General features: G+C 71.9%; 18 protein-coding genes. 9 read left to right on the top strand and 9 right to left on the bottom strand.

The window, feature by feature from the left end; translation table 11 throughout:
- Positions 1–71: 71 nt before the first annotated feature.
- Positions 72–479 (top strand): MarR family transcriptional regulator, encoded by a 408-nt coding sequence (locus RI578_RS34870; RefSeq protein WP_310874786.1) that lies wholly within the window; start codon positions 72–74, stop codon positions 477–479.
- A gap of 15 nt (positions 480–494) precedes the next feature.
- Here RI578_RS34870 and RI578_RS34865 read toward each other — a convergent pair whose 3' ends face one another.
- Complete coding sequence (locus RI578_RS34865) at positions 495–896, bottom strand: SseB family protein (RefSeq protein ID WP_121750554.1); 402 nt, start codon at positions 894–896, stop codon at positions 495–497.
- 247 nt (positions 897–1,143) lie between these two features.
- On the opposite strand from RI578_RS34865, the gene RI578_RS34860 reads away from it, so the two are divergent.
- Positions 1,144–1,749 carry a hypothetical protein gene (locus RI578_RS34860; protein ID WP_399062417.1) on the top strand — a complete coding sequence of 202 codons (606 nt, stop codon included), beginning with the start codon at positions 1,144–1,146 and terminating at the stop codon, positions 1,747–1,749.
- 142 nt (positions 1,750–1,891) lie between these two features.
- Positions 1,892–3,337, top strand: a complete 1,446-nt coding sequence (locus RI578_RS34855) for a glyceraldehyde-3-phosphate dehydrogenase (protein ID WP_210959259.1) — start codon at positions 1,892–1,894, stop codon at positions 3,335–3,337.
- A 69-nt stretch (positions 3,338–3,406) separates the two neighbouring features.
- Here RI578_RS34855 and RI578_RS34850 read toward each other — a convergent pair whose 3' ends face one another.
- The 6 genes from RI578_RS34850 to RI578_RS34825 form a co-directional block, all read right to left on the bottom strand.
- On the bottom strand, positions 3,407–4,087 hold the full coding sequence (locus tag RI578_RS34850; protein WP_310874784.1) for a putative N-acetylmannosamine-6-phosphate 2-epimerase: 681 nt from the start codon (positions 4,085–4,087) through the stop codon (positions 3,407–3,409).
- Positions 4,084–5,031 carry an ROK family protein gene (locus RI578_RS34845; RefSeq protein ID WP_310874783.1) on the bottom strand — a complete coding sequence of 316 codons (948 nt, stop codon included), beginning with the start codon at positions 5,029–5,031 and terminating at the stop codon, positions 4,084–4,086. The genes RI578_RS34850 and RI578_RS34845 overlap by 4 nt, the downstream gene beginning before the upstream one ends.
- A complete protein-coding gene (locus tag RI578_RS34840; protein WP_310874782.1) occupies positions 5,028–5,987 on the bottom strand; it encodes a dihydrodipicolinate synthase family protein in 960 nt (319 codons plus the stop codon). The genes RI578_RS34845 and RI578_RS34840 overlap by 4 nt, the downstream gene beginning before the upstream one ends.
- A 93-nt stretch (positions 5,988–6,080) precedes the next feature.
- Complete coding sequence (locus tag RI578_RS34835) at positions 6,081–7,562, bottom strand: exo-alpha-sialidase (RefSeq protein WP_310874781.1); 1,482 nt, start codon at positions 7,560–7,562, stop codon at positions 6,081–6,083.
- Between the two features lie 26 nt (positions 7,563–7,588).
- On the bottom strand, positions 7,589–8,611 hold the full coding sequence (locus tag RI578_RS34830; RefSeq protein WP_310874780.1) for an acetylxylan esterase: 1,023 nt from the start codon (positions 8,609–8,611) through the stop codon (positions 7,589–7,591).
- Between the two features lie 240 nt (positions 8,612–8,851).
- The gene (locus RI578_RS34825) at positions 8,852–9,604 is read right to left on the bottom strand and encodes a FadR/GntR family transcriptional regulator (RefSeq protein WP_383554078.1); all 753 of its coding nucleotides are present in this window, start codon (positions 9,602–9,604) and stop codon (positions 8,852–8,854) included.
- 185 nt (positions 9,605–9,789) lie between these two features.
- Between RI578_RS34825 and RI578_RS34820 the strand changes: the two genes are divergently transcribed.
- The 6 genes from RI578_RS34820 to RI578_RS34795 all read left to right on the top strand — a co-directional run bounded on the left by RI578_RS34820 (position 9,790) and on the right by RI578_RS34795 (position 18,464).
- Positions 9,790–11,343, top strand: coding sequence for an ABC transporter substrate-binding protein (locus RI578_RS34820; RefSeq protein WP_310874778.1), 1,554 nt, complete (start codon positions 9,790–9,792; stop codon positions 11,341–11,343).
- 135 nt (positions 11,344–11,478) lie between these two features.
- Positions 11,479–12,429: an ABC transporter permease gene (locus RI578_RS34815; RefSeq protein WP_310874777.1), complete on the top strand. Its 951-nt coding sequence runs from the start codon at positions 11,479–11,481 to the stop codon at positions 12,427–12,429.
- Entirely contained in the window at positions 12,429–14,408 is a 1,980-nt protein-coding gene (locus RI578_RS34810; protein ID WP_310874776.1) for a dipeptide/oligopeptide/nickel ABC transporter permease/ATP-binding protein, read from the top strand. The genes RI578_RS34815 and RI578_RS34810 overlap by 1 nt, the downstream gene beginning before the upstream one ends.
- Complete coding sequence (locus RI578_RS34805) at positions 14,405–15,424, top strand: ABC transporter ATP-binding protein (RefSeq protein ID WP_310874775.1); 1,020 nt, start codon at positions 14,405–14,407, stop codon at positions 15,422–15,424. The genes RI578_RS34810 and RI578_RS34805 overlap by 4 nt, the downstream gene beginning before the upstream one ends.
- A gap of 95 nt (positions 15,425–15,519) precedes the next feature.
- The gene (locus tag RI578_RS34800; RefSeq protein ID WP_310874774.1) at positions 15,520–17,784 is read left to right on the top strand and encodes a PI-PLC domain-containing protein; all 2,265 of its coding nucleotides are present in this window, start codon (positions 15,520–15,522) and stop codon (positions 17,782–17,784) included.
- A complete protein-coding gene (locus tag RI578_RS34795; RefSeq protein WP_310874773.1) occupies positions 17,781–18,464 on the top strand; it encodes a DUF6215 domain-containing protein in 684 nt (227 codons plus the stop codon). Before RI578_RS34800 ends, RI578_RS34795 begins: the two co-directional genes overlap by 4 nt.
- A gap of 2 nt (positions 18,465–18,466) precedes the next feature.
- On the opposite strand, the gene RI578_RS34790 is transcribed toward RI578_RS34795, so the two are convergent.
- The gene (locus RI578_RS34790) at positions 18,467–21,850 is read right to left on the bottom strand and encodes a CARDB domain-containing protein (protein ID WP_310874772.1); all 3,384 of its coding nucleotides are present in this window, start codon (positions 21,848–21,850) and stop codon (positions 18,467–18,469) included.
- A gap of 370 nt (positions 21,851–22,220) precedes the next feature.
- Complete coding sequence (gene argG, locus RI578_RS34785) at positions 22,221–23,666, bottom strand: argininosuccinate synthase (RefSeq protein WP_121750549.1); 1,446 nt, start codon at positions 23,664–23,666, stop codon at positions 22,221–22,223.
- Between the last annotated feature and the right edge of the window lie 43 nt (positions 23,667–23,709).

The following is a 23,709-nucleotide window of genomic DNA, read 5'->3' as shown; positions in this document are numbered from 1 at the left end:
CCCTCGCCGGTCCTTGCACGCACACTAGTTGCACGGACAAGGAACAGTCGCTTCGGTGTTACCGTGCAGGTATGGCAGTCAAGACGGCCGGTGGGCGGCTCGAGGAGCGGTGGCGGGAGATCCTCTCGGTGCACGCGCGCACGATGTGCGAGATCGACCGCGTACTGCACCCGCACGGTCTGGGCGCGAGCGACTTCGAGGTGCTCGACCTCCTGGTGACCGAGGCGCCCGAGGAGGGCGCCCAGTGCCGGGTGCAGAACCTGGTCGGCCGGGTCCACCTGAGCCAGAGCGCGCTGTCCCGGCTCATCGCCCGGCTGGAGAAGGACGGGCTGGTGGAGCGCTCGATGTGCGCGGAGGACCGCCGCGGTGTGTACGTCACTCTGACGCGCCGCGGCCGGGACCTGCACACCGAGGTACTGCCGCTGCAGCGGGCCGCACTGGCCCGCATGCTCGGCGACGTGGAGGACGCCCGCCCCTAGGGACGGGCCGGCCCTCTAAGGACGGGCCAGCAGGGTGCGCACGCCGTCCGACGTGAGCGTGAGGCGGTGCTCCGAGCCCGCGTCGATGGACAGGGACAGGTCGTCGGCCGGCCACTGCGCGGCGAGGGCGCCCAGCGGCACCATGCGGTAGCGGGAGACGTACGGCAGCAGGTCGGCCATCTCCAGCTCCGAGGTGAACACGGGCACCACCTGGCGGCCGCCCTGCTGTTCCAGCACCGGCAGTGCCAGCATCCCGGGGTCGGCGGCGTCCTGGTCGTTCGCGTCGTCGGGTACCGGGACGAGGACGTCGCTGCTCGCGAGCGTGTCGAGCGCCGTCGTGTCCTCGGTGTTCTCGGCAAGTGCGTCCAGCGCCCGCTGGGCGGGCGAGACGGAGTTGTCGTTCGCGGGTGTTTCCATGGCAGATCCCTGGTAGCGACGGTGGTGGACCCGCCCGATGATCGGCACGGGGCGGTCCAGGCTCGCGTACCCGATCGCCCAGGGCGCAATCATGTTCGACGCCGGGCGCCGGGCCGACCGAGTTCGATCGGGCCCGTCGCCCCCTCGTCCCCCGTGGCGTTCCCGACGGCCCCGCCGACAGTGCAACCTTCCGGTCAATTCGCTCGTCCCACCCAATACCGGAACATCCATACCCCGGGGGGACACAATGCGACGAAGCAGATCAGCATGGATGGCGGTCCTGCTCGCGGGCGCCGCCTTGGGAACGGCCACGGTCGCGGCCGACGCGGCCCCGGCCACCGACGCGCGGAGCACCGTACGGCACACCGCGCACACCACGGCGTGCCCCACCGGGTGGGGCAGCCGGGACAAGACCCGCGTCGCGGGCACGACGACGCCCGTGCGGGACGTCAGGACCGGGCGCCACGCGTGCTTCGACCGCATGGTCGTCGACGTGCCCGGGGCGGACGCCGGCCGCCTCGGTTACTTCGTCCGGTACGTCGACCGGCTGCACCAGGACGGTTCGGGCCGCCCGATCGCGGTCGGCGGCGGAGCCGTCCTCGAGGTCCGGGTCGCCGCGCCCGGATACCGCCCCGAGACCGGCGCCCCCACGTATCCGGGGCGGGCCGGCCGGCCCCTGCCGGGTGTCGACCTCACCGGGTACCGCACCTTCAGGGACGCCCGGTTCGCCGGCAGCTTCGAGGGCGAGACACAGATCGGGCTCGGCGTCCGGGCCCGGCTGCCCTTCCGGGTGCTGGCACTGGACGGCCGTGTCGTCGTGGACGTCGCCCACTCCTGGAGCGACGCACGCTGAGGCGGGTCGGGCCGGCGGGCGTTCGGGGTCGGCGCCCGTCGGCCTCCACCGGCACTCATCTGATCGGCAGGGGGCCCACTTGATCGATCAGAAGGGCGGTCGGGTTAGCATATGAGCGCCGCCTAGCTCGAAAGATAGAGACGTGACTGCCAACGACGACTCGTTCACCAACTGGAAGAACCGCGAAGAGATCGCGGAATCGATGATCCCGATGATCGGGAAGCTGCACCGGGAGCAGGACGTCACGATCCTGCTGCACAGCCGTTCCCTGGTGAACAAGTCTGTGGTCAGCATCCTCAAGACCCACCGCTTCGCCCGCCAGATCGCCGGTGCCGAGCTGTCGGTCACCGAGACGATGCCCTTCCTGCGGGCCCTCACCACGCTCGACCTCGGTCCCTCGCAGATCGACATCGGCATGCTCGCCGCCACCTACAAGAGCGACGACCGCGGGCTGACGGTGGAGGAGTTCACCGCCGACGCCGTCGCCGGGGCCACGGGCGCCAACAAGATCGACCGGCGCGAGGGGCGCGACGTCGTCCTGTACGGCTTCGGCCGCATCGGCCGGCTCGTCGCCCGCCTGCTCATCGAGAAGGCCGGCTCGGGCAACGGCCTGCGGCTGCGCGCCATCGTGGTCCGGGGCGGCGGGGAGCAGGATCTCGTCAAGCGCGCCTCGCTGCTGCGCCGCGACTCCGTGCACGGCCAGTTCCAGGGCACGATCACCGTCGACGAGGACAACAGCACGATCCTCGCCAACGGCAACGCCATCAAGGTGATCTACGCCGACGACCCGACGCAGGTCGACTACACGGCGTACGGCATCAAGAACGCCATCCTCATCGACAACACCGGCAAGTGGCGCGACCGCGAGGGCCTGTCGAAGCACCTGCGCCCCGGCATCGACAAGGTCGTCCTGACCGCGCCGGGCAAGGGCGACGTCCCCAACATCGTGCACGGCGTCAACCACGACACCATCAAGCCGGACGAGCGGATCCTGTCCTGCGCGTCCTGCACCACCAACGCGATCGTCCCGCCGCTGAAGGCGATGGCCGACGAGTACGGCGTGCTGCGCGGCCACGTGGAGACGGTCCACTCGTTCACCAACGACCAGAACCTGCTGGACAACTACCACAAGTCGGACCGCCGCGGCCGCAGCGCGCCGCTGAACATGGTCATCACCGAGACGGGTGCCGCCTCCGCCGTGGCGAAGGCCCTCCCGGACCTCAAGGCGAAGATCACCGGCAGCTCGATCCGCGTCCCGGTGCCGGACGTGTCGATCGCGATCCTCAACCTGCAGCTCGCCCGTGAGGCGAGCCGCGAGGAGGTCCTCGACCACCTGCGCGACGTGTCGCTGACCTCGCCGCTCAAGCGCCAGATCGACTTCATCAGCGCCCCCGACGCAGTCTCCAGCGACTTCATCGGCTCGCGCCACGCCTCGATCGTGGACGCCGGCGCGCTGAAGGTCGAGGGCGACAACGCGATCCTCTACCTCTGGTACGACAACGAGTTCGGCTACTCCTGCCAGGTCGTGCGCGTCGTGCAGCACGTCTCCGGGGTGGAGTACCCGACGTACCCGGCGCCGGCGGTCTGATCCTCGGACGCAGGGGTGTGTGTAAGGGGCGGTGGGGCATGGCTCCCACCGCCCCTCGCGCGTGCCGGATCAGGACGCGAGACCGTCCACGAAGAGCTTGGTCAGCGCGGTCGGTGCCGTGATGGCGGTGCCCACGACGACGCTCGACGCGCCCGCGGCCAGCGCCTCGGCGGCCTGGGCCGGGGTCGCGATCCGGCCCTCGGCGATCACCGGAACCCGGACGGCGGCGGCGAGTTCGGCGACGAGCCGCAGGTCGGGCGCGGCCTGCCGCGGGGAGCCCGGGACGTAGCCGGACAGGGTCGTCGACACCAGGTCGGCGCCCTGTGCGGCGGCCTCCCGGCCCTCCTGAAGGGTCGAGACGTCGGCCATGACCTGGGCACCGGCCGCGTGGACCGCCGCGACGAGGTCGGCGAAGGTGCTGCCGTCGGGGCGGGGCCGGGCGGTGGCGTCGGCCGCGACCACGGCGGCGCCCGCCTCCACGAGGGCGAGGGCGTGGCGCACGCTCGGCGTGATGTAGACGCCCGTGTCGCCGTCCTTCCACAGTCCGATCACCGGCAGCTCCACGGCGGCGACGGTGGCCGCGACGACCTCGGGTTCGTTGACGCGGACGGCCGCGGCGCCGCCGGCCCGCGCGGCCCGGGCCATGCGGACCAGTGTGTCGGTGTGGCGCATGGGGTCGCCGGGAGGTGCCTGGCAGGAAACGATCAGGCGGCCTTCGAGTGCGTCGGCCAGGGGCGGGGGCGGGGTCATGACGGTGCTCCGGTGGTGTGGGGCTGGTGCAGGGGCAGGGTGCGGGGCAGCACGGCCGCCCCGAGGACCGCGGCGTCGGCGCCTGAGCGCGGCGACTGCGGGCGCAACGCGCGCAGCGGGGGCATGAGTTCGGCGGCGAAGGCCGTGCACAGCGCGTCCCAGTACAGGGGGCCGATACGGGGCACGCCGCCGGCGACGACGACGCGGTGCGGGCCGAGCGTGTTGGCGAGGCCGCCGAGGGCGCGGCCGGTCGCCCGGGCGCCGAGCGTGATGGCCGAGGTGGCGTGCGGGTCGCCGTGGGCCGCGCGTTCGGCGACGGTTTCCAGGCGGTCGGCCGGCTTCCCGCCGAGCCGTGCGCAGTGGGCGGTGATGGCGGGTCCGGCCGCGATCGCCTCCAGGTGGCCGGTGGCCCCGCAGGTGCAGGGCAGCCCGTCCGCCTCGGGGCTCGGCAGGTGTCCGAGGTGTCCGGCGATTCCGGCGGTGCCGTGCAGCACGCGTCCCGAGGTGGCGACGGCGCCGCCGACGCCGGTGCCGACGGCGGCGTAGATCAGGGTGCCGTCGTCGCCCAGGTCCGCCAGTTCCGTCGCGGCGGCGGCGCGTACGTCGTTGTCGCAGGCCACCGGGTATCCCGTACGGGCGGCGAGGCCGGCGGCCAGGGCGGTGCCGGCCCAGCCGCGGATCGTGTCGGTGGCGCTGGTGACGGTTCCGGCGGCGGGGTCGATCACACCGGCCGCGGCGACGCCGATCGCGGCGACGCCCGGAGCCCGCACCGCGCGGACGCCCTCGGCCAGCGCGTCGAGCACCGCCCGGGCACCGCTCGTTGCCGGGGTGGGCAGGGTGTGCCGGGCCAGGACGGTGCCGTCGGCCCCGACCAGGGCGGCGGCGATCTTCGTACCGCCCAGGTCGAGGCCGATCACCGGCGCGTCGAAGTGCGGTCCGGTCATCGGACCGGCAGCAGCCCGGCACCGCGCAGGTGCCGCTCGACGTGGGCGACCGGGGCGTCGCCCAGCTGGATCTGCGGGGCGGCGGTGGTGCCGTGGGTGATGACTCCGAGCAGCCGCAGCGCGTGCTTGAAGGCGCCGATGGCGGAGGAGTTGCGGCCCATCTCGTCCTCCGGGCCGGCGTCGACCAGGCCGAACAGCTCGACGAGCCGCTCCTGTTCCTTGACGGCGCCGTCCAGGTCGCCGCCGCGTACGGCGTCGTAGAGGCGGACGTAACCGGCGGGGTCCACGTTGCCGAGGCCGGGGACGACGCCGTCGGCGCCGGCCAGCAGGGCGGCGTCCACGGTCAGTTCGGAGCCGGTGAGGACGCTGAAGGAGGGGGCGGGGCCGTCGGCGCGGCCGTGGCGTCCGCCGAGTTCGACGAGGAGCCGGCGCAACCCGCCCTCGTCTCCGCTGCTGTCCTTGAGGCCGGCCAGCGTGCCGTCCTCGGCGAGTTCGCGCACCAGGGCGGCGGAGAGCTTGCTGTGCACGGAGACGGGGAGGTCGTAGGCGTACAGGGGCAGGTCGACGGCGGAGCGGACCGTGCGGAAGTGCCGGGCGATCTCGCGCGGGTGGGTGCGGGCGTAGAAGGGGGCGGTGGCCACCAGGGCGTCGGCGCCCGCCTTCCGGGCGGCCTCGGCGTGGACGAGCGTCCGCGGGGTGGTCATGTCGATGGCGCCGGCGAGCACGGGCGCGCGTCCCGCGGCGGCCTCGACGACCGTCTCCAGGGCCACCGCCCGCTGCCGGTCGGTGAGGAAGGCGACCTCGCTGCTGGAGCCCAGGGCGAACAGCCCGTGCACTCCCCCGCTGACGAGGTGCTCGACGAGCCGGGCGAGCGAGGCGGTGTCGACCTCGCCCGTCGCATCCAGGGGAGTGCAGACGGGCGGCACGACGCCGCTCAGGGGCTGGGACGAGGACATGGTGTCTCCTGGGCTGTGCGAGTGGTGGTACGGGGTGGAACGGGCCGCCCGCCGCCGTGTCGCGGGGCGGGCGTGCGGGCGGCCCGGGCCGGGCTACGGCGCGGTGACGTTGAGCGTCGTGTCGCCGTAGGAGTGCTGGGAGCCGCGGACCCGGTAGGTCGCGGTGCTCGCCACGCCGCCCGCGGTGGCGTTCGCGGGCACGGTGACGGGGATCTGGACGTTGGCGCCCTGGCCGGGCTGGAGCGCCGGCATGGTGACGCTCGGGGCGCTCCAGCCCTGCGGGAGCTTGAGGGAGACCGTGCCGGCGGGCAGACCCACGTCGTTCTGGCTGACGACGCGGACGGCCACGTCGGTGGTCTGCCCGGCGGGCAGGGCGGTGGGCGGGGTGACGGTGACGGGCGCGCAGACTCCGCCGAGCCACTTGAGGTCGAAGGAGGAGTAGGTGATGTGCCGGTAGTCGGCGCGCTCCCACAGCAGGCCCACGCGGGAGTTGGCGCCGGTGCCGTCGTCGAGCGGGGTGAGCGTGGAGTAGGCGGCGGAACCGGCCTCGACGGTCTTGCGGATGGGCCAGTTCTGCCCGTTGTCGCAGGAGAGGCGGACGGTGAGGTTGCTGCGGCTGCCGGTGGTCGCGGTGTTGCTGAACAGCAGCCAGGAGGACCGCGGGTGGGAGGCGGCGACGTCCGGTGCGAAGCGCGCGATGGAGCCGTTGTTGGCGGGGTCCGGCAGTTCCCCGTCCTGCTGGAAGGGGGTGTAGGTGACGCCGCCGTCGGTGGAGTACGCGACCGTGCGGTACGGCTTGGAGCGGTTGTTGAGCATGACGCGGCCGTCGGACAGCTCGACGGTCTTGTTCTCGTCGCCGCCGGGTCCCACCGGGGTGCCCGTCTTCCAGGTGGCGCCGTGGTCGTCGCTGTAGGCGCTGACCGCGTAGTTGGCGCCGTTGTGGCGGATGGCGTACTGCTGGACCAGGCGGCCCTTGTAGGTTCCGTGCCGCAGTTGGATGCCCTCTCCGGAGGCGGCGAACATGCCGGCCCAGGCCGGGTTCTTGATCTCGGCGGTGATCCGCTCGTGTTTCCAGGTCAGGCCGTCGTCGTCGGAGTAGCTGTAGTCGGCCTGGAGGACGTCGGGGTCGCTCTCGTCGTTGCCGGTCGCCGAGCCGAAGAAGCCCTGGTTCACGGAGGCCGCGTAGAAGACGAAGATCCGTCCGGTCTCCCGGTCGACGAGGAGGCTGGGGTCGCCGAAGCCCTTCGGCGCGGCTTCCCTGCGCACCACCTGCTGGGGCTGCCAGGTGGTGCCGCCGTCGGTGCTGCGCCGCAGGACGACGCCGAGGTTGCCCGGCAGGTCGCCGAGGGTGGGGCGGGCGTCGTAGGCGGCGATCAGGGTGCCCTTGGTGGTTCTGGTGAGGGCGGGGATGCGGTAGTAGGGGGAGCCGGTGCCCGCGGTGGCGATGTCCTGCGAGGTGAGGGTGCCGGCGGTGGCGGCGGGCGTCGCCTCGGGGGCGCCGTGCGCGGCGGGGACGGTGGCACCCAGGACGACCAGGGAGACGGTGCCGACGGCCAGGGAGACTCTTCGCTGCATGAACAGGCCTCTTCTCGGGTGAGGGGTCAGGCGAGCCGGGGGTCGTACAGGGCGGAGAGATCGGTGGGAGCCGCGGAGCGGGGCGCGGAGAGCGACTCCCGTACCCAGGCGAGTTGTTCGCGCCGGTGGTGGCCGCCGCCGCCCTCGTGGCCGTTGAACTCGTAGACGCGCAGGTCCTTGCGGCCGCCGTAGCGGTGGTAGGCCGCGAAGCACGTGGAGGGCGGGCAGACCTCGTCCATCATGGCGATGGAGAAGAGGGCCGGAGCAGTGGCCCGGGCGGCCAGCAGGGCCGCGTCGACGTAGGACAGGGTGGTGAAGACGGTCTCGGTGCGATCGCGGTGCAGGCGCAGGTATTCGGCGATCTCCGTGTACGGCGGCCGGGCGGCGATGCTCGCCCCGCGCCGGATGTCGCACAGGAACGGGACGTCGGGCATCACGCCCGCCAGGCCCGGCACGAGTCCGGCGACGGCGAGCGCGACGCCGCCGCCCTGGCTGACGCCGGTGACGACGATCCTGTCCCGATCGACCGCCGGGTGTTCGCGGACGGCCTCCACACAGCGCACGGCGTCGGTGAACAACCGCCGGTAGTAGTGGTCGTGGGGGCTCTCGACGCCGCGGGTCAGGAAGCCGGGCACGGTGCCGTTCAGGGCGGCGGTGTCGGGGGTGTCCCCGCCGGCGGTGGACCAGCCCTGGCCGCGCGTGTCCATGATGAAGTGCGCGTAGCCCGCGTCGGCCCAGAGCACCTGCTCGTGCGGCAGGCCGCGCCCGCGCCCGTAGCCGAGGAACTCCACGACGCAGCCGAGCGGACCGCTCACGCCGGCGGGCAGGTGGAGCCAGCCCCGGACGGGCTCGCCGGCGAACCCGGACACGGTCGCGTCGTAGGTCGTCACCTGGGTCAGGCCCGTCTCCACGGGCGTGAAGACGGGGGCCGTCGCGTGGGAGTCGGCCTCCCGCAGTGTCCGGTCCCAGAAGGCGACGAGGTCGGCGGGCTCGTCGAGGTCGGGCCGCAGTGCGAGGCACTGGGCGAGCGGGAGGTCCGTCAGTGGCATGAAGGGGCCCCGGTCGGTGAGGCGTGCGCGCGGCGCAGCGCGGAGAGGGGGAAGGGAAGCGGACGAGCCGACTCCCGGACGTCAAGAGCAGACGTCTGATGTCTGTTGTCCTGGGACACTAGAGATCCTGACGACGGCCGTCAAGTGGGCGCCCGCGTCACCCCGATGGGGTGCCGGCCTCCCCGCGCGCGACACAGGCGCCCCGCGGTGGAGGCGCCTGTGCGGTCGTCGGGAAGCCGGTCAGCGGCGGGCGCGGGCCTCCGCGATCCGCTGCCGCACCGGTGCGTAGTGCTCGGCCAGTGCCGCCGCGAACTCGACCGGGTCCCGGTCCCGTACGGCGTCCACGATGCGCTGGTGATTGGCGATGGTGGCCGCCTCGTGCTCGTGCGTGAAGACGTCGAGGTGCGGCGCGACGATGACGTAGACGTCCCAGAACGCCGTGGAGAGCTGACCGATGAGGTCGTTGCCGAGCGGGGCGAGGAGCAGGGTGTGGAAGGCGCGGTCGGCCTCGACGAAGCCGTGACCTTCCCCGGCACCGGCTCTGCGCATCTCGTCGACGAGCGCTCCGAGGCGGCCGATCTGCTCCTCGTCGAGGGACGAGACGAGCCGGTCGGCCATGCCGCGCTCGAACAGCTCGCGCACCTCGATGAGGTCGGACAGCACCTGGAAGTCGTCGTCGGGGCTGAGCAGACCGCGGAAGGTCAGGCTCTCCACCAGGGCCGACAGGCTCAGCCGCCCGACATAGGTGCCGTGTCCGTGCCGCACCTCGACGATGTCGAGCGCGGTGAGGATTCTGATCGCCTCCCGCACACTGGAGCGGCTCGCGCCGAGCGCCTCGCACAGGGCGGGCTCGGTCGGCAAGGGGTCTCCAGGGCGCAGTTCGTTGCGCAGGATGTAGGCCTTGATTCCGTCCACGACCTCCTGCCGCAACGGTTGTCGTGCCGCTTTGGGCTCCGGCACCGTATGCCGAACCGCCCTTTGCCCCACCGCCACCTCTTGACCCCTCTCATTTGCCCAGCTACGTTCCCACGTTATCAAGCATCAGACATCAGACGTCTGATGCGCCGTCGGTGAGGCGCCGACCACACTCGCCTCCCCCACCGCTCGACCATCTCATCTCCCGCCTGGAGGACTCCTTGTCCGCGCGCAGTGCAGCCGGCGTCGATCGCCGCACCTTCATGAGATACACCAGTGCCATCGGTGTGGCGACCGCGATCACCGCCGGCCTGTCGGCCTGCGGGGGCCCGGCCTCCAGCGGAGACGGTACCGGCGACTCGGGCAGTGGCGGCGACACCATCGAGGCCGGGCTCTCCTACCCGCTCTCCACGGGCTTCGACCCGATGATCACCTCGGGCGCCACCCCGTACGCGGCGAACATGCACATCTTCGAGGGCTTGGTGGACCTCGACCCGGCCACGCTCGTGGCGCGGCCGACGCTGGCCACCGAGATGCCCAAGAAGATCAACGCGACCACCTACCGGGCCACCCTGCGCGAGGGGGCGACGTTCCACGACGGCTCGGCGGTCACCGCGGACGACGTGGTGTTCAGCTTCGAGCGTGTCCTGGACGAGAAGAACGCCTCGCTGATGGCGCAGTTCGTCCCGTTCATCGACAAGGTCACCGCGGTCGACGCGTCGACCGTCGAGTTCCAGCTGAAGCACGCCTTCGCGCTCTTCCCGTCCCGCATATCGGTGGTACGGATCGTGCCGAAGAAGATCGCCGGCGCCGACGCCAAGGCCTTCGACGCCAAGCCCGTCGGCTCGGGCCCGTACCGGTTCGTGTCGGCGGTCCGCGAGGACAAGATCGTCATGGAGGCGTACGACAAGTACAACGGCCCGCACCCGGCCAAGGCCAGGAAGATGATCTGGCGTCTCATGTCCGACCCGTCCGCGCGGGTCAGCGCGCTCAAGTCCGGCCGGGTCCAGGCCATCGAGGACGTGCCCTACATCGACGTCGAGGGCATCGGCGGCAAGGACAAGGTGGAGTCCGTCCAGTCCTTCGGGCTGCTCTTCCTCATGTTCAACTGCGCCGACAAGCGTTTCGAGGACAAGCGGGTGCGGCAGGCCCTGCGCTACGCGCTCGACACCGAGAAGATCATCTCCACGGCGCTGCTGGGCAACGCCGAGGCCGCCACCGGATACGTGCCGGCCACGCACCCCGACTACCAGAAGGCCGCCACCGTCTACGAGCACGACGTGGCCAAGGCCAGGGAGCTGCTCGCCGAGGCGGGCGCGGGCAAGCTCTCCTTCACGCTGCTGCTCACCGACAACGGCTGGGTCAAGGACATCGCGCCCCTGATCAAGGAGAGCTGGGCGGCGATCGGGGTCGACGCCGAGCTCGACATCGCCCAGTCCCCCGCCCAGTACGCCAAGATCGACGAGGGCCGCTTCGACGCCCTCGTCGCGCCGGGCGACCCGTCCGTCTTCGGCAACGACGCCGACCTGCTGCTGCGCTGGTTCTACTACGGCTTCTGGCCGGAGAACCGCTACGGCTGGAAGGGCTCCGCGGCCTACAAGCAGACCAGGTCGCTGCTCGACAGGGCCGCCGCGGAGGCCGACGCGACGAAGCGCAAGGACCTGTGGAGCCAGGTCACCGACCTCGTCGCCGACGAGGCCGCCCTGTATCCGGTGCTGCACCGCAAGCTGCCCACCGCATGGCGGGACGGGACACTGACGGGCTTCAAGCCGCTGCCCACCACCGGGCTGTCCTTCATCGACGTCGGCCGGGCCTAGGGGGTGTCGTTCGGATCCCGCCGGAGCCGGCCCGGTCCGAACGGCACACCCCGACCCGCACGCCCGGGCCGCCCGTGCCGCCGCCGCGCCACCACGGGCGGCGGCGGCCCCGCCCCAATCTCTAGGAACCTCACGATGGTTGCATTCCTCCGGCTCGCGCTGCGCCGCGTCGCGATGATGCCGGTGATGGTCCTCGGCATCGCGCTGCTGGTCTTCGTCGTCCTGCAGTTCTCGCCGACCGACCCCGCGTACAACGCGCTCGGCGACTCGGCGAGCCCCGAGGCGCGAGCCGCGTTCGCCGAGGCCAACGGGCTCGACGACCCCCTGCCCGTGCGCTACTTCGCCTTCCTGGGCGATCTGCTGCGAGGGGACCTGGGTGTCACGATGTCGCCCAGCCAGCCCGTCACCGACCGGATCGCCACCGCGTTCCCGCTCACGCTGCAGCTGACCCTGCTCGGCCTCGCGCTGGCCGTCGTGCTGGCCCTGCTCTTCGGCGTCCTCAGCGCCGTCTACCGGGACCGCTGGCCGGACCAGATCTTCCGGGTGCTGTCGATGGCCGGGATCGCCCTGCCGTCGTTCTGGGTCGGCGTGCTGCTCATCCAGCAGTTCTCGCTCAACATGCCGCTCTTCCCGACCGGCGGCTACGTCAACCCGGCCGACTCCTTCTCCGGCTGGCTCGAGAGCATGACGCTGCCCGCGCTGTCCCTCGCCCTGCCCGTCGCCTCCTCGCTGGCCCGCCTGATCCGCACCTCGATGGTCACCGAACTCGACCGCGACTACGTGCGCACCGCCCGCGGCAGCGGCCTGCCGCCGTCCCTGATCATCCGGTCGGTGCTGCGCAACGCCCTGGTCACCCCGCTGACCGTGCTCGGCGTCAAGGTCGGCTACATGCTCAGCGGCGCCGTCGTCATCGAGGCGATCTTCGACCTGCCCGGCATGGGCAAGCTGATCCTCGAAGGCGTCAACGGCGGCGACGTCGGGCTCGTCCAGGGCACCGTACTCACCATCGCGATCGCCTTCCTCGTGGTCAACGTCGTCGTCGACCTGCTCTACCTGCTCGTCAACCCGCGCATCAGGACGGTGTGATGTTCGCCCCAAGCTCCCTCGCCGCGCGGCTGTCCCAGCCCGGCGCCCGCCTGCGCCGCCTGCCGGTGCCCTCCCGGATCGCCCTGGGAATCCTGCTGGTGGTCGTGCTGGGCGCGGTGTTCGCCCCGCTGCTCACCCAGGACCCCCTGGCCACCGGCATACCCGCCCAGGCGCCGGGCGCCGACCACTGGTTCGGCACCGACCGGGCCGGCCGCGACGTGTTCGCGCGGGTCGTGCACGGCGCCCGCTACTCCCTGGTCATCGGTCTCGGCGCGACCCTCCTCGCCCTCGTCCTCGGTTCGGCCCTGGGCGCGCTGGCGGCCACCTCGCGCAGGCTCGCCGACGAGTCGGTGATGCGCACGCTCGACATCGTGATGTCGTTCCCGCCGATCGCGCTGGCCGCCGTGCTCGTCGCCGTCTTCGGGCCCAGCGTCCCGGTCATCATCTTCACCATCGCCTTCGTCTACTCGCCCTCGCTCGCCCGGGTCGTACGGGCCAACGTGCTGGAGCAGTACGGCGAGGACTACGTCGCCGCGGAGCGGGTCATCGGCGCCCGCCGCGGTTACATCGTGGCCCGGCACGTCGCCATCAACTGCGCGGCCCCGGTCCTGGTGTTCGCGACCGTCATGGTCGCCGACTCCATCATCTTCGAGGCGAGCCTGTCCTTCATCGGCGCCGGTGTGCAGGACCCCGACCCCAGCTGGGGCAGCGTCCTGGCCTACGGCCGGCAGATCCTGCTCTCGGGCGGCTGGTGGGCGACCCTCTTCCCCGGCCTGTGCGTGCTGATCACGGTGCTCGCGCTGAACGTCCTGTCCGAGGGCATGACGGACGCCGCCGCCTCTCCGGACAGGTCCCGTGCCGGTGGCACCGACTCCGAATCCGACGAGCAGGCCGTCGCCGCACCCGACGCCGACACCGCCGACGTGGACGCCGCGCTCGCCCGGCTCGCCGCACGGCTCGCGGCCACGGAGCCCGCCGTGCCGCCGCTGCGGAAGGACGCCGCCGAACTGCTCGTCGTGCGCGACCTGTCCATCCGGTTCCCCGACCGCTACGGCGACACCCGCGTCGTCGACGGCATCTCCTTCACCGTCCGCGAGGGCGAGACCCTCGGTCTGGTCGGCGAGTCGGGCTGCGGCAAGTCGATCACCAGTCTGGCGGTCATGGGCCTGCTGGCCCGCAACGCCGAGGCCGAGGGCGAGATCCGCTACCGGGGCCGCGACCTCCTGACGATGTCGCCGAAGGAGCGCCGGGCGCTGATGGGCCCGGAGATCGCCATGGTCTACCAGGACGCCATGTCGTCCCTCAACCCGTCCGTGCTGATCGGCACCCAGCTGACCTGGCTCACCTCCCGCGGCGGCACCCGGACCCCCGCCGAACTGCTCGAACTGGTCGGCCTGTCCCCCGAACGCACCCTGCGCAGCTACCCGCACGAGCTGTCCGGCGGCCAGCGCCAGCGGGTGCTGATCGCCATGGCGCTCTCCCGCAGCCCGCGGCTGCTCATCGCCGACGAGCCGACGACGGCGCTCGACGTCACCGTGCAGGCCCAGGTCGTCGAACTACTGGTCCAACTGCGCGACGAACTCGGCTTCGCGATGGTCCTCGTCTCCCACGACCTGGCCCTGGTCGGCGACCTCGCCCACCGGGTCGCGGTGATGTACGCCGGTCAGGTCGCCGAGGCCGGCGCCACCCGCGCGCTGCTGACCGACCCGGCGCACCACTACAGCCGCGGGCTGCTCGGCTCGGTGGTCTCGCTGGAGTCTGGTGCCGAGCGGCTGCACCAGATCCGCGGCGTCGTGCCGGCGCCCAGGGCGTTCGGTCCCGGCTGCCGGTTCGCGTCCCGCTGTGCCGCCGCCACCGAGCTGTGCGCCACGACCCCGCCGCCCGCCACCGACCGCGACGCCGGGCAGGACCACCTCTTCGCCTGCCACCACCCGGCGCCCGAGAAGCGGTCGGCCAAGTCGCTGGAGAGCGCCCGATGACCGCGCAGAAGGACACCGCCATGGACCCCCTCGTCCGGCTCGACCACATCCACGTACGGCACAGGGCCCGCAGCGGCGGGATCCTGCGCCGGGACGCGGTGCACGCCCTCACCGACGCCTCCCTGGAGGTCCGGCGCGGGGAGATCCTCGGCCTGGTCGGTGAGTCGGGCTGCGGCAAGTCGACGCTGGCCCGCGTGGTCACCGGACTCCAGCGCCCCACCGAGGGACAGGTGCGCTTCCGGGGCCGGGACCTGTGGCGGATGAGCGCCGCCGAGCGCCGTACCGAGTTCGGTTCCGCCGTCGGCGTGATCTTCCAGGACGCCTCCACCGCGCTGAACCCCCGGCTGTCCGTCCGCCAGATCCTGCGCGACCCGCTGGACGTGCACCGCCGCGGCACCCGCGCCGAGCGGGAGCGGCGCGTCGAGGAACTCCTCGACCTGGTCGGCCTCCCCGGCCACACCATGGAGGCGCTGCCCGGGCAGTTGTCGGGCGGTCAGCGCCAGCGCGTGGCCATCGCCCGCGCCCTCGCCCTGGAACCGGAGCTGATCGTCGCCGACGAACCGACCAGCGCGCTGGACGTGTCGGTGCGCGCCCAGATCCTCAACCTGCTGGTGGACCTGCGCGCCCGCCTCGGTCTGGGCATGGTGTTCATCTCCCACGACGTGCAGACGGTGCGCTATCTGGCGGACCGTATCGCGGTGCTGTACCTGGGCCGCGTCGTCGAGGAGGGCGGGGCCGCCGAGGTCTCCGGCGCCTCGCGCCACCCGTACACCGAGGCGCTGCTCTCCGCCACGCCGAGCCTGCTGGAACGCCCCGAGCGGATCGTCCTGCACGGGCCGGTGCCGTCGGCCACCAACCCGCCCTCCGGCTGCCCGTTCCGCACCCGCTGCTGGAAGGCGGACGACGCGTGCGCCGCCGCCTTCCCGGCGGCGACGGACGGTCCCGGCGGACATCGCTGGCACTGCGTACACCCCCAGCCGAGCGTCGCCGTGGCGGAAGCCCTGAGCGGGGGCTGACCGGCATCGGCCGACCGGGCCGGGGCATGAGTGTGATGGCGTTCGCCACTCGGACGCCGTGTCGCACGACGGTCGGCCGAAACGAGAATGGGGCCATGAACGCACTGGTTCGGCGCTCGCCCTGGGTCGAGGTGCTGGTCTGGTGCGTCGCGGTGCTGAGCCTGACCGTCCTGGCCGCGGCCGCCGTCGTACGCAGCACCGTGCTCGATCCGAAGTTCTACGGCCAGGTGCTGGAGGACGAGCGGGCCTACCAGCGGTTCTACGACGAGGTGCTGGTCGACCCGGGCAGTACGCCACTGGCCCGGGAACTGCTGGACCGACTGCCCGTTCCGCAGTCGACCATCACCTCGAACCTCAAGGTCGTGATTCCTCCGGAGACCCTTCGGGCCATGGGTGACCGGCAGATCGCCGAGGTGATCCAGTACCTGGAGGGGAACCGCGACCGGCTTCGCGTCACGGTGGACCTGGAGCCCGTCGTCGCGAACGTCGAACGGCTCAGCCGGGCCTACTTCGGTGACGCCGTCGCCGCCCTGCAGCAACGGTCCGAACCGGACTTCCAGGCCTTCGTGCAGCGCCTGTCCGAACTGGCGGCGCAGGTGGTGGCCGGTGAGGCGCCGCTGGAGGGCCTGCCGTCGCTGCCGCTCTCCCACGGCCAGGCGGTCGCGGCCACGGACGCGCTGATGCGACTGGTGCCGTCGGACGCGCGCGCCGTCACCAGACCCACGGTGCAGACGGCACTGGAACGGGGTGACGTGGCGGCGGCACTGGCCGCGGTCGCGCCGGTCGCGCTGACGGACCAGGTCCGGGCAGCCGCCGCGGAGCTGCTGCGGGACGCGGGCAGGGGCGCCTGGGTCATCAGCGTCGACCTCGATCCCTCGCACGAGGCGCTGGCCCCGGTGGACCGCGCACGTTCCATCACCCGTCTCTTCCAGGAGGTGGTGGAACCGGCGGCGGCCGTGCTCTGCGCCGCCGCGCTCACCCTGCTGTGGTTCCTCACGCCGTCCCCCACCAAGCGCCGGCTGATGCCACTCGGCTGGGTGCCGGCCGCCGCCGCCTCAGTGATGGCGCTGTCGGTGCTCCTGCTGCGTCTCACACCGGGGGACGCGCTGTTCGACACGCCCGAGGCGTGGCCCCCGTCGGCTGCGGATCTCCTCGGCGACATCCAGGCCACCGCCGTCGACCAGCTCCTGACCAGCGCGACCGTAGTCGCGGTGATCCTGCTCGCCGCCGGCGCCCTGCTGATCACCGTCGGCTGGGTCTGGCAGACCAGGCCCGGCGTGCCGGTGCTCACCGATCCGCGACACGGCCCCACCCTGACCTTCGCCGTCACGGCGTGCGCGCTCGTGGGCACGATGCTGGCGCCGGTGGCGATCACCGGCTCCTCACCGCGCATCTGCCAGGGCAGCGCCGAGCTGTGCGACGCCCGCTACGACGAGATCGCCCAGCTCGCGTCGCACAACGCGATGGCCACGACGGCGGACCGGTTCATCGGCCCCCTCCAGGACCCGGACATCGTCGGTCAGCTCAACGCCGGGGTACGGGTCCTGCTCCTCGACACCCACCGCTGGGAGCGGCCCGAGGAGGTCGCGGAACGGCTGAGCACCTCGGACTTCTCCCCGGCCCTGCGCCGCCGGCTCACCTCGATCCTGGAGCGGGTGAACCCGCCCCACCCCGGGATGTGGCTGTGCCACTCGGTGTGCGGCGCCGGGGCTCTCGAACTGACACCCACACTGCGCCAGATCGGCGACTGGCTGCGCGCGAACCCCACGGAGGTCGTCACCCTGATCCTCCAGGACGGCGTCGACTCCGTGGCGACCCAGAGCGCCTTCCGGCAGGCCGGCCTGTCCGACCTGCTGTTCGAGCCGGACGCGGACCCGGACCGGCCGTGGCCGAAGCTGGGCGACATGATCGACAGCGGCCGGCGCCTGGTCGTCTTCGCGGAGAAGGCCGACGGGCCCGCGCCGTGGTACCGGAACCTCTACCGGTACGGCATGGAGACGCCGTTCGCGTTCCGCAGCCCGGACGAGATGTCCTGCCTGCCGAACCGGGGCGGCGCCGACAAGCGGCTGTTCCTGCTCAACCACTTCGTCACGGCCGGCGGCGGGCTGCGGCTGGACGCCGGGCTCGTCAACTCCCGGCAGCGGGTGCTGGAGCGGGCGCACACCTGTGAGCGGCAGCGCGGCAGACCGGTCAACTTCATCGCGGTGGACTACGCGACGATCGGCGACGCGCTCGGCGCGGTCGCGGAACTCAACGCCGAACGCCTTGCGGACGATTCGCGCTTCCCCGTCGGACGATCACCGGATAGGCTCCGCGACGCGCAAGGAACGCGCACGTCAGACGGGGGGCAAGGGACATGACGGACGATTCCGCGAGACCCGAGAAGGGCATGAGCGCGGCGGCCCAGGCGATCACCGCGGTGGTACTGGTCGGTGCGCTGGCGGGCGGCATGTGGACCATCGCCCGGGCCGACGCGCAGAGCTCCGGGAAACGGGGGCCGGCCACCTGCTCGGCCACGGACGACGCCCCGCCGTCGAAGCGCGTGTCCGGAATGCGGCTGTGCACGGCGCTGAACCGTCCGGACCTGCCGGCGCTTCTGGGAACGCCCGAGGAGCCGGCGCAGAACGCCTACGGCAACGACGAGCCGACCGAACTCGCCGACGGCAGGAAGATCCCGACACCCGAGGCGACCGTCAGGTTCGAGACCTACACGGTGAAGCTGTCGGCGTCCTACGACGATGTCTCGGTGGCCGGGACGGCCGAACTCCTGGGAGAGACCGCGCAGGCGAAGAAGGTCCTGGGACGCGCGGCGGCCCTCTACTCGAACCGGACCATCCCCATCTCCTTCGGCGGCGACGGGGCGGACGCCGGCCCGGGCGGCATCGCCCGCAGCCTGTTGGTGGCCCGGGACGCGAAGGACAGCGGCGGCTCCTACGAGCTCTCCGTCTGGCGCGAGGACGGCATGCCGCCCGACGACGCGATGGTGCTCCGCGTCGCCGAGCGGGTGCTGCCGACGGTCCCGGGCTGGACCGCCGGCTGATCTCACCGGTTGATCTTGAACTGGGATCCCGGTTCGATCGTCACGTCCTCCTCGGCCGAGTTGGTGATCGTGACGTCGGTCAGGGTGGCGCTGCCTCGGGCGCCGCCCATCGCGAGGATGCCCGATCCGTTGTTGGACTTGTCGATGCGGACGTTCTGGATCTTCACGTCCGGCATCGCACCGCCTCCCGTCTTGAACTGGATGCCGTCATAGGTCGAGTCGAGGATGTCGGTGTCCCGGATGGTCACGCCGGGGATGTCCTGCCCCTGCGCGAAGAGGGTGATGGCCCCGAACTCCTGGTCCTCGTTCCAGAACGCGCCGCCCGTCCGGTGCAGGGCGTTGCCCGCGATGAGGGTCTGCCCGGAGAAGGGCAGGGGGTCGTGGTCGGTGGCGAGCATGATGCCGGGGTAGTTCATCGTGTCGGAGATGACGTTGTTCTCGATGGTGTTGCCGTAACCGCCGTAGACCGCGATGCCGTTGGCCCGCCACGGGAGCTGGATCGTGTTGTTGCGGAAGTGGTTGTCGTGGCCGACGTCCACGGAGGTGTCCTTCACGTACTTGCTGGCCCACACCGCGAGCGAGTCGTCGCCGGTGTTGCGGAAGGAGGAGTTGTAGACCGTGGAGTTGCGGGTGCCGTTGGCGAAGTTGATGCCGTCGGCGTAGGTGTTGCGGATGCGCATGCCGGTGAACTCCAGGCCGTCACCGGGCCCCCACAGCTCGGGGATGTTCGCGTAGTCGCGGCCGGCCCAGACGCCGACGTTGGCGTGCTCGATCCAGACGTTGCTGATCTTGGTGTCCTCGCCGAAGCGGCCGTTGAGGCCGACGCCGCCCTCGTGGTTGCCGTCACCGCCGCGGATGGTGCCGGAGCCGAAGATGGCGATGTCGGAGATCTGGGTGTTGTCGTCGATGTCGAAGCCGAAGTTGCCCTCGTGCGGGTGGTTGATGCCGCCGGCCTCGTGCGGCGGGGTCAGGGTGTGGAGCTGGGAGTGCCACATGCCCGCGCCGCGGATGGTGACGTCGCGGATGCCGACCTGGTTGTGCTGGCCGCGGTTCTGCGGGTCGTCGGTGAGGATCTTCTGCTCCTGGCGCCACTGCCCGGCCGGGATCCACACGCAGGGGATCACGCCCTCCTGGTCGGCGGTGACGGCGCGCTGGATGGCGTCGGTGTCGTCGAGTCCGTCGCCGGGGACGGCCCCGTACTCGGTGATCGAGGTGCAGTTCGCCGGCTTGGGCGCCGGGGGCGCGACCTGCTCCAGGTCGATCAGGTCGATGACGTGGAAGGCGGCCGAGTCGCCGGCGTCGCGCTGGAGGCGGAACTCGGTGCCCTGCGGGAAGGTCCGGTCCAGCAGCGCGTGGGACTCGTCGAACAGCCGCCGCGCGTCGCCGCCGGGCCGGTTGGTGAGGCCCTCGGGGTCGTCGGTGTTGCCGTACAACCAGCTGTGCTTGGACGACAAGGTCAGCTTCTGCACGAAGTCGCCGTCGGCGTAGAGGCTGATCGTGGCCTCCGCTCCCCCGCCGCCGGGGGCGTCGGGGACGGAATTGCGCACCACGATGGAGTTGGTGGGTGTGGTGGAGGTGAACTCGACGTACTCACCGGTCGAGTCGAGCCGGACGGACTTGCGGCCGGACGACTCGGTGCCGAAGTTGGTGTGCCCGAAGGTGCGCTTGGCGTCGGTGGTGAGCAGGGTGCCGTTGTGACGGCCGTCCTCCGCCTCGTACTCGGTGTACGGCACGGCGGCGCCGCGTCCGACGACGAGGGACTTGGCGAGCACGTTGTTGTTCTCGTTGGTCTCGGTGACGACGCCGGTCGCGTCGGCGGTCGCGCTGAGGGTGACGCCACCACTTGCCGCCGTCCAGGTGCCGCTGATCGGCACGTTCACCGTGGCACCGGCGGCCACCTCGCCGGTCGTCCCGTTCAGGGTGGTGGTGCCGGCCTGGAGCCGGGTTACCGAGCCGGCCTCGACGGCGCTCGTGCCGCGGTTGTGCACGGCGACGGTGAAGGAGACCTTCGCGCCCACGGCCGGGTTGGCCGGGTTGGTGGTGATGGAGCGCACCTCCAGGTCGGGTCCGGGGGCGCGGTCGACGACCAGCCGGTCGGAGGCGGTGCGGCTGTTGTTGGAGTCGTCCAGTTCGGCGACCGTGTCGCGCGGGTCGGCCACCGCGGCGACCGCGTAGTCGCCGGCCGCGTGGGTGCCGGTGGCGACGGCGACCTCGGCGGACTCACCGGGGTCGAGCGCGGGTATCTCCGCGCTGCCGGCGGCCGTTCCCTCCACGGTGACGTCCGCGGTCGTCGCGGCCGAACGCGCGGTGCCGGCGTTGCGGACCGTGGCGTTCACGGTGACCTCGTCCCGCTCGGAGGGGTCCGCGGGTGACCAGTCGAGGCCGGTGACGGTCAGGTCGGGCGCGGGCGCGGCGGTGCCGACGACCTGGAACTCGGCGACCTGGCCGCCGGGCGCGCCGGTGTTGGAGAAGAACCTGAGCCGTACGTCGGACACGCGGCCGGTGACCGGGACGGTCACCGTGTTGTCCTTGCCCGGACTGAAGGAGTAGTCGGCGCGGGCGCGCAGCGAGGTGAAGTCGCTCTGGCCCTGCGCACGGCCGAGCACCTGGATGCTCTGGGTCCGGGCGGCCCAGACGGGGTCCGGGTCGAGCTTGGCGACCACGGCGCTGATGTCCGCGTCGGCGCCGAGCCGCACGGTGAGGTCGGCGGGGTGGCCGGCCGCTTCCCAGTAGGTGGAGGTGGAGTCGTCGGTGGCGTTGGCCGCGACGTAGGAGTGCACCGACGAGGTGGCCTCGACCGGCTTGTTGCGGGCCAGGTTGGTGCCGGTGGGGGGCGGCTCGGTGACCACTTCCTCGCCGTACACCTCCAGTTCGGCCAGCTGTGCGGCGTTCCAGCCGGTGTTGCCGGTGACGTGGACGCGGACGTAGCGGGCGTCGGAGGGGGAGGTGAGGTCGACGGCGACGGTGTTGGTCCGGTCCGGGCTGAACGCCCGTGCGGCGGAGCCGGCGAGGGCGCTGAAGGTGGAGCCGTCGGTGCTGCCCTGGAGGGAGAGGGTCTGGCTGCGGCTCTCCCAGCCGGCGGGCAGTTTCAGGACCACCCGTTCGACGTCGCGGGCCTCGCCGAGGTCGACCTGCACCCACTGGGGGAAGGAGCCGGCCGGGCCCTCCCAGTAGGACGCCTGGGTGCCGTCGGTGGTGTTGCCGGCCGGGTACGCGCCGTGCGAGCCGCCCGCCGTGGCCGGACGGCCGAGGGCGAGGTTGACGTCGGCGGCGGCCGTCGCGGCGTGCGCGCCGGCCGCGAAGGGCAGCGGGAGCAGCCCGACCGTCATCAGCCCGGCCACGACGGTGCCCGTCAGCGACCGTCGGCCGAGGGATCTCCATCTCATGGGGGTCCTCTGTTCCGTGGGGAGTCGGGGAGTGCGACAGGTCGACGGGGAGGGGAAGCACCGACCATGCGCGCCAATTGAGCAGGACAGTCGATTCTTTGCGGAAAGTGCGCCATTAGATTTCTATCGCGTCACCTGTTTGTCAACGGTCCTCACTGTGACGTGATTTGGCACGTAAACAGCTTGCGCCGCTTGCAGATCCCTTGCGTTTACCTTGAACTGGGAAGTAGTGGCCGTCGGGGCAAGAAGGGGCCGTTCGAACCTCATCGCGCACGCAAGTCATGCACCGGGACGAGAAACAGAAGGGCCGGCTCGACACCCGTAGGTGTCGAGCCGGCCCTTGCCGGTGAGGGGTCCCCGGGGGGACGGATCAGTCCGTGCCGAACTCCATGGCGGCGCGGTCCAGCAGCTCGTCGTCGCCGGAGACCTCGCCGCGGGAGGCGATGGCCTGCGCGCCGCCCTCCGGCATGGCGCCGATCAGCCCGGTCGAGGCGGCCTGGGCGGCACCGATGGCGGGGTTGGCGGTGCCGATGAGGCCCAGCCCGGCGTACTGCTCCAGCTTGGCGCGGGAGTCGGCGATGTCGAGGTTGCGCATGGTGAGCTGGCCGATCCGGTCCACCGGGCCGAACGCGGAGTCCTCGGTGCGCTCCATCGACAGCTTGTCCGGGTGGTAGCTGAACGCCGGGCCCGTGGTGTCGAGGATCGAGTAGTCCTCACCGCGCCGCAGCCGCAGCGTGACCTCGCCGGTGACGGCCGAGCCGACCCAGCGCTGGAGCGACTCCCGGATCATCAGCGACTGCGGGTCCAGCCAGCGGCCCTCGTACATCAGCCGGCCCAGCCGCCGCCCCTCGGTGTGGTACTGGGCGAGGGTGTCCTCGTTGTGGATCGCGTTGACGAGGCGCTCGTAGGCCGCGTGCAGCAGGGCCATGCCGGGCGCCTCGTAGATGCCGCGGCTCTTGGCCTCGATGATCCGGTTCTCGATCTGGTCGGACATGCCCATGCCGTGGCGGCCGCCGATGGCGTTGGCCTCCATCACCAGGTCGACGGGGGAGGCGAACTCCTTGCCGTTGACCGTCACCGGGCGGCCCTGGTCGAAGCCGATCGTGACGTCCTCGGCGGCGATCTCGACCGACGGGTCCCAGAACCGCACGCCCATGATGGGCTCCACGGTCTCCACGCCGGTGTCGAGGTGCTCCAGCGTCTTGGCCTCGTGGGTGGCGCCCCAGATGTTGGCGTCGGTGGAGTACGCCTTCTCCGTGGAGTCCCGGTAGGGGAGGTCGTGGGCGAGGAGCCACTCCGACATCTCCTTGCGGCCGCCCAGCTCGGTCACGAAGTCGGCGTCCAGCCAGGGCTTGTAGATCCGCAGCTGGGGGTTGGCGAGCAGGCCGTACCGGTAGAACCGCTCGATGTCGTTGCCCTTGAACGTGGAGCCGTCGCCCCAGATCTGGACGTCGTCCTCGAGCATCGCCCGGACGAGGAGCGTGCCGGTGACGGCACGCCCCAGCGGCGTGGTGTTGAAGTAGGCCCGCCCGCCCGAGCGGATGTGGAACGCCCCGCAGGTGAGCGCGGCCAGGCCCTCCTCGACCAGCGCCGCCCGGCAGTCGACCAGGCGCGCGATCTCGGCGCCGTAGGTCTTGGCGCGGTCGGGCACCGAGGCGATGTCGGGCTCGTCGTACTGGCCGATGTCGGCGGTGTACGTGCAGGGGACGGCGCCCTTGTCACGCATCCACGCGACCGCGACCGAGGTGTCGAGGCCGCCCGAGAAGGCGATACCGACGCGCTCGCCGGTGGGAAGGGAGGTGAGGACCTTGGACATAGGAAGAGTATGCATGACAACGCATGGCCATGCAAAGCCCGGA

The sequence above is a fragment of the Streptomyces sp. BB1-1-1 genome (assembly GCF_031597775.1).
Classification (GTDB): Bacteria; Actinomycetota; Actinomycetes; order Streptomycetales; family Streptomycetaceae; genus Streptomyces; species Streptomyces thinghirensis.
The sequence above is the reverse complement of the archived record's forward strand: the minus strand, read 5'-3'. Positions and strand labels throughout refer to the sequence as shown.

Excerpts from the sequence above, each read along its gene's own strand:
- RI578_RS34805 (WP_310874775.1), top strand. The coding sequence starts at position 14,405 with ATGACCGCGCAGAAGGACACCGCCATGGACCCCCTCGTCCGGCTCGAC.
- RI578_RS34850 (WP_310874784.1), bottom strand. The coding sequence starts at position 4,087 with ATGACCCCGCCCCCGCCCCTGGCCGACGCACTCGAAGGCCGCCTGATC.
- RI578_RS34860 (WP_399062417.1), top strand. The coding sequence starts at position 1,144 with ATGCGACGAAGCAGATCAGCATGGATGGCGGTCCTGCTCGCGGGCGCC.
- RI578_RS34790 (WP_310874772.1), bottom strand. The coding sequence starts at position 21,850 with ATGAGATGGAGATCCCTCGGCCGACGGTCGCTGACGGGCACCGTCGTG.
- RI578_RS34830 (WP_310874780.1), bottom strand. The coding sequence starts at position 8,611 with ATGCCACTGACGGACCTCCCGCTCGCCCAGTGCCTCGCACTGCGGCCC.
- RI578_RS34840 (WP_310874782.1), bottom strand. The coding sequence starts at position 5,987 with ATGTCCTCGTCCCAGCCCCTGAGCGGCGTCGTGCCGCCCGTCTGCACT.
- RI578_RS34815 (WP_310874777.1), top strand. The coding sequence starts at position 11,479 with ATGGTTGCATTCCTCCGGCTCGCGCTGCGCCGCGTCGCGATGATGCCG.
- RI578_RS34845 (WP_310874783.1), bottom strand. The coding sequence starts at position 5,031 with ATGACCGGACCGCACTTCGACGCGCCGGTGATCGGCCTCGACCTGGGC.
- RI578_RS34870 (WP_310874786.1), top strand. The coding sequence starts at position 72 with ATGGCAGTCAAGACGGCCGGTGGGCGGCTCGAGGAGCGGTGGCGGGAG.
- RI578_RS34865 (WP_121750554.1), bottom strand. The coding sequence starts at position 896 with ATGGAAACACCCGCGAACGACAACTCCGTCTCGCCCGCCCAGCGGGCG.
- RI578_RS34795 (WP_310874773.1), top strand. The coding sequence starts at position 17,781 with ATGACGGACGATTCCGCGAGACCCGAGAAGGGCATGAGCGCGGCGGCC.
- RI578_RS34820 (WP_310874778.1), top strand. The coding sequence starts at position 9,790 with ATGAGATACACCAGTGCCATCGGTGTGGCGACCGCGATCACCGCCGGC.
- argG (WP_121750549.1), bottom strand. The coding sequence starts at position 23,666 with ATGTCCAAGGTCCTCACCTCCCTTCCCACCGGCGAGCGCGTCGGTATC.
- RI578_RS34810 (WP_310874776.1), top strand. The coding sequence starts at position 12,429 with ATGTTCGCCCCAAGCTCCCTCGCCGCGCGGCTGTCCCAGCCCGGCGCC.
- RI578_RS34835 (WP_310874781.1), bottom strand. The coding sequence starts at position 7,562 with ATGCAGCGAAGAGTCTCCCTGGCCGTCGGCACCGTCTCCCTGGTCGTC.
- RI578_RS34800 (WP_310874774.1), top strand. The coding sequence starts at position 15,520 with ATGAACGCACTGGTTCGGCGCTCGCCCTGGGTCGAGGTGCTGGTCTGG.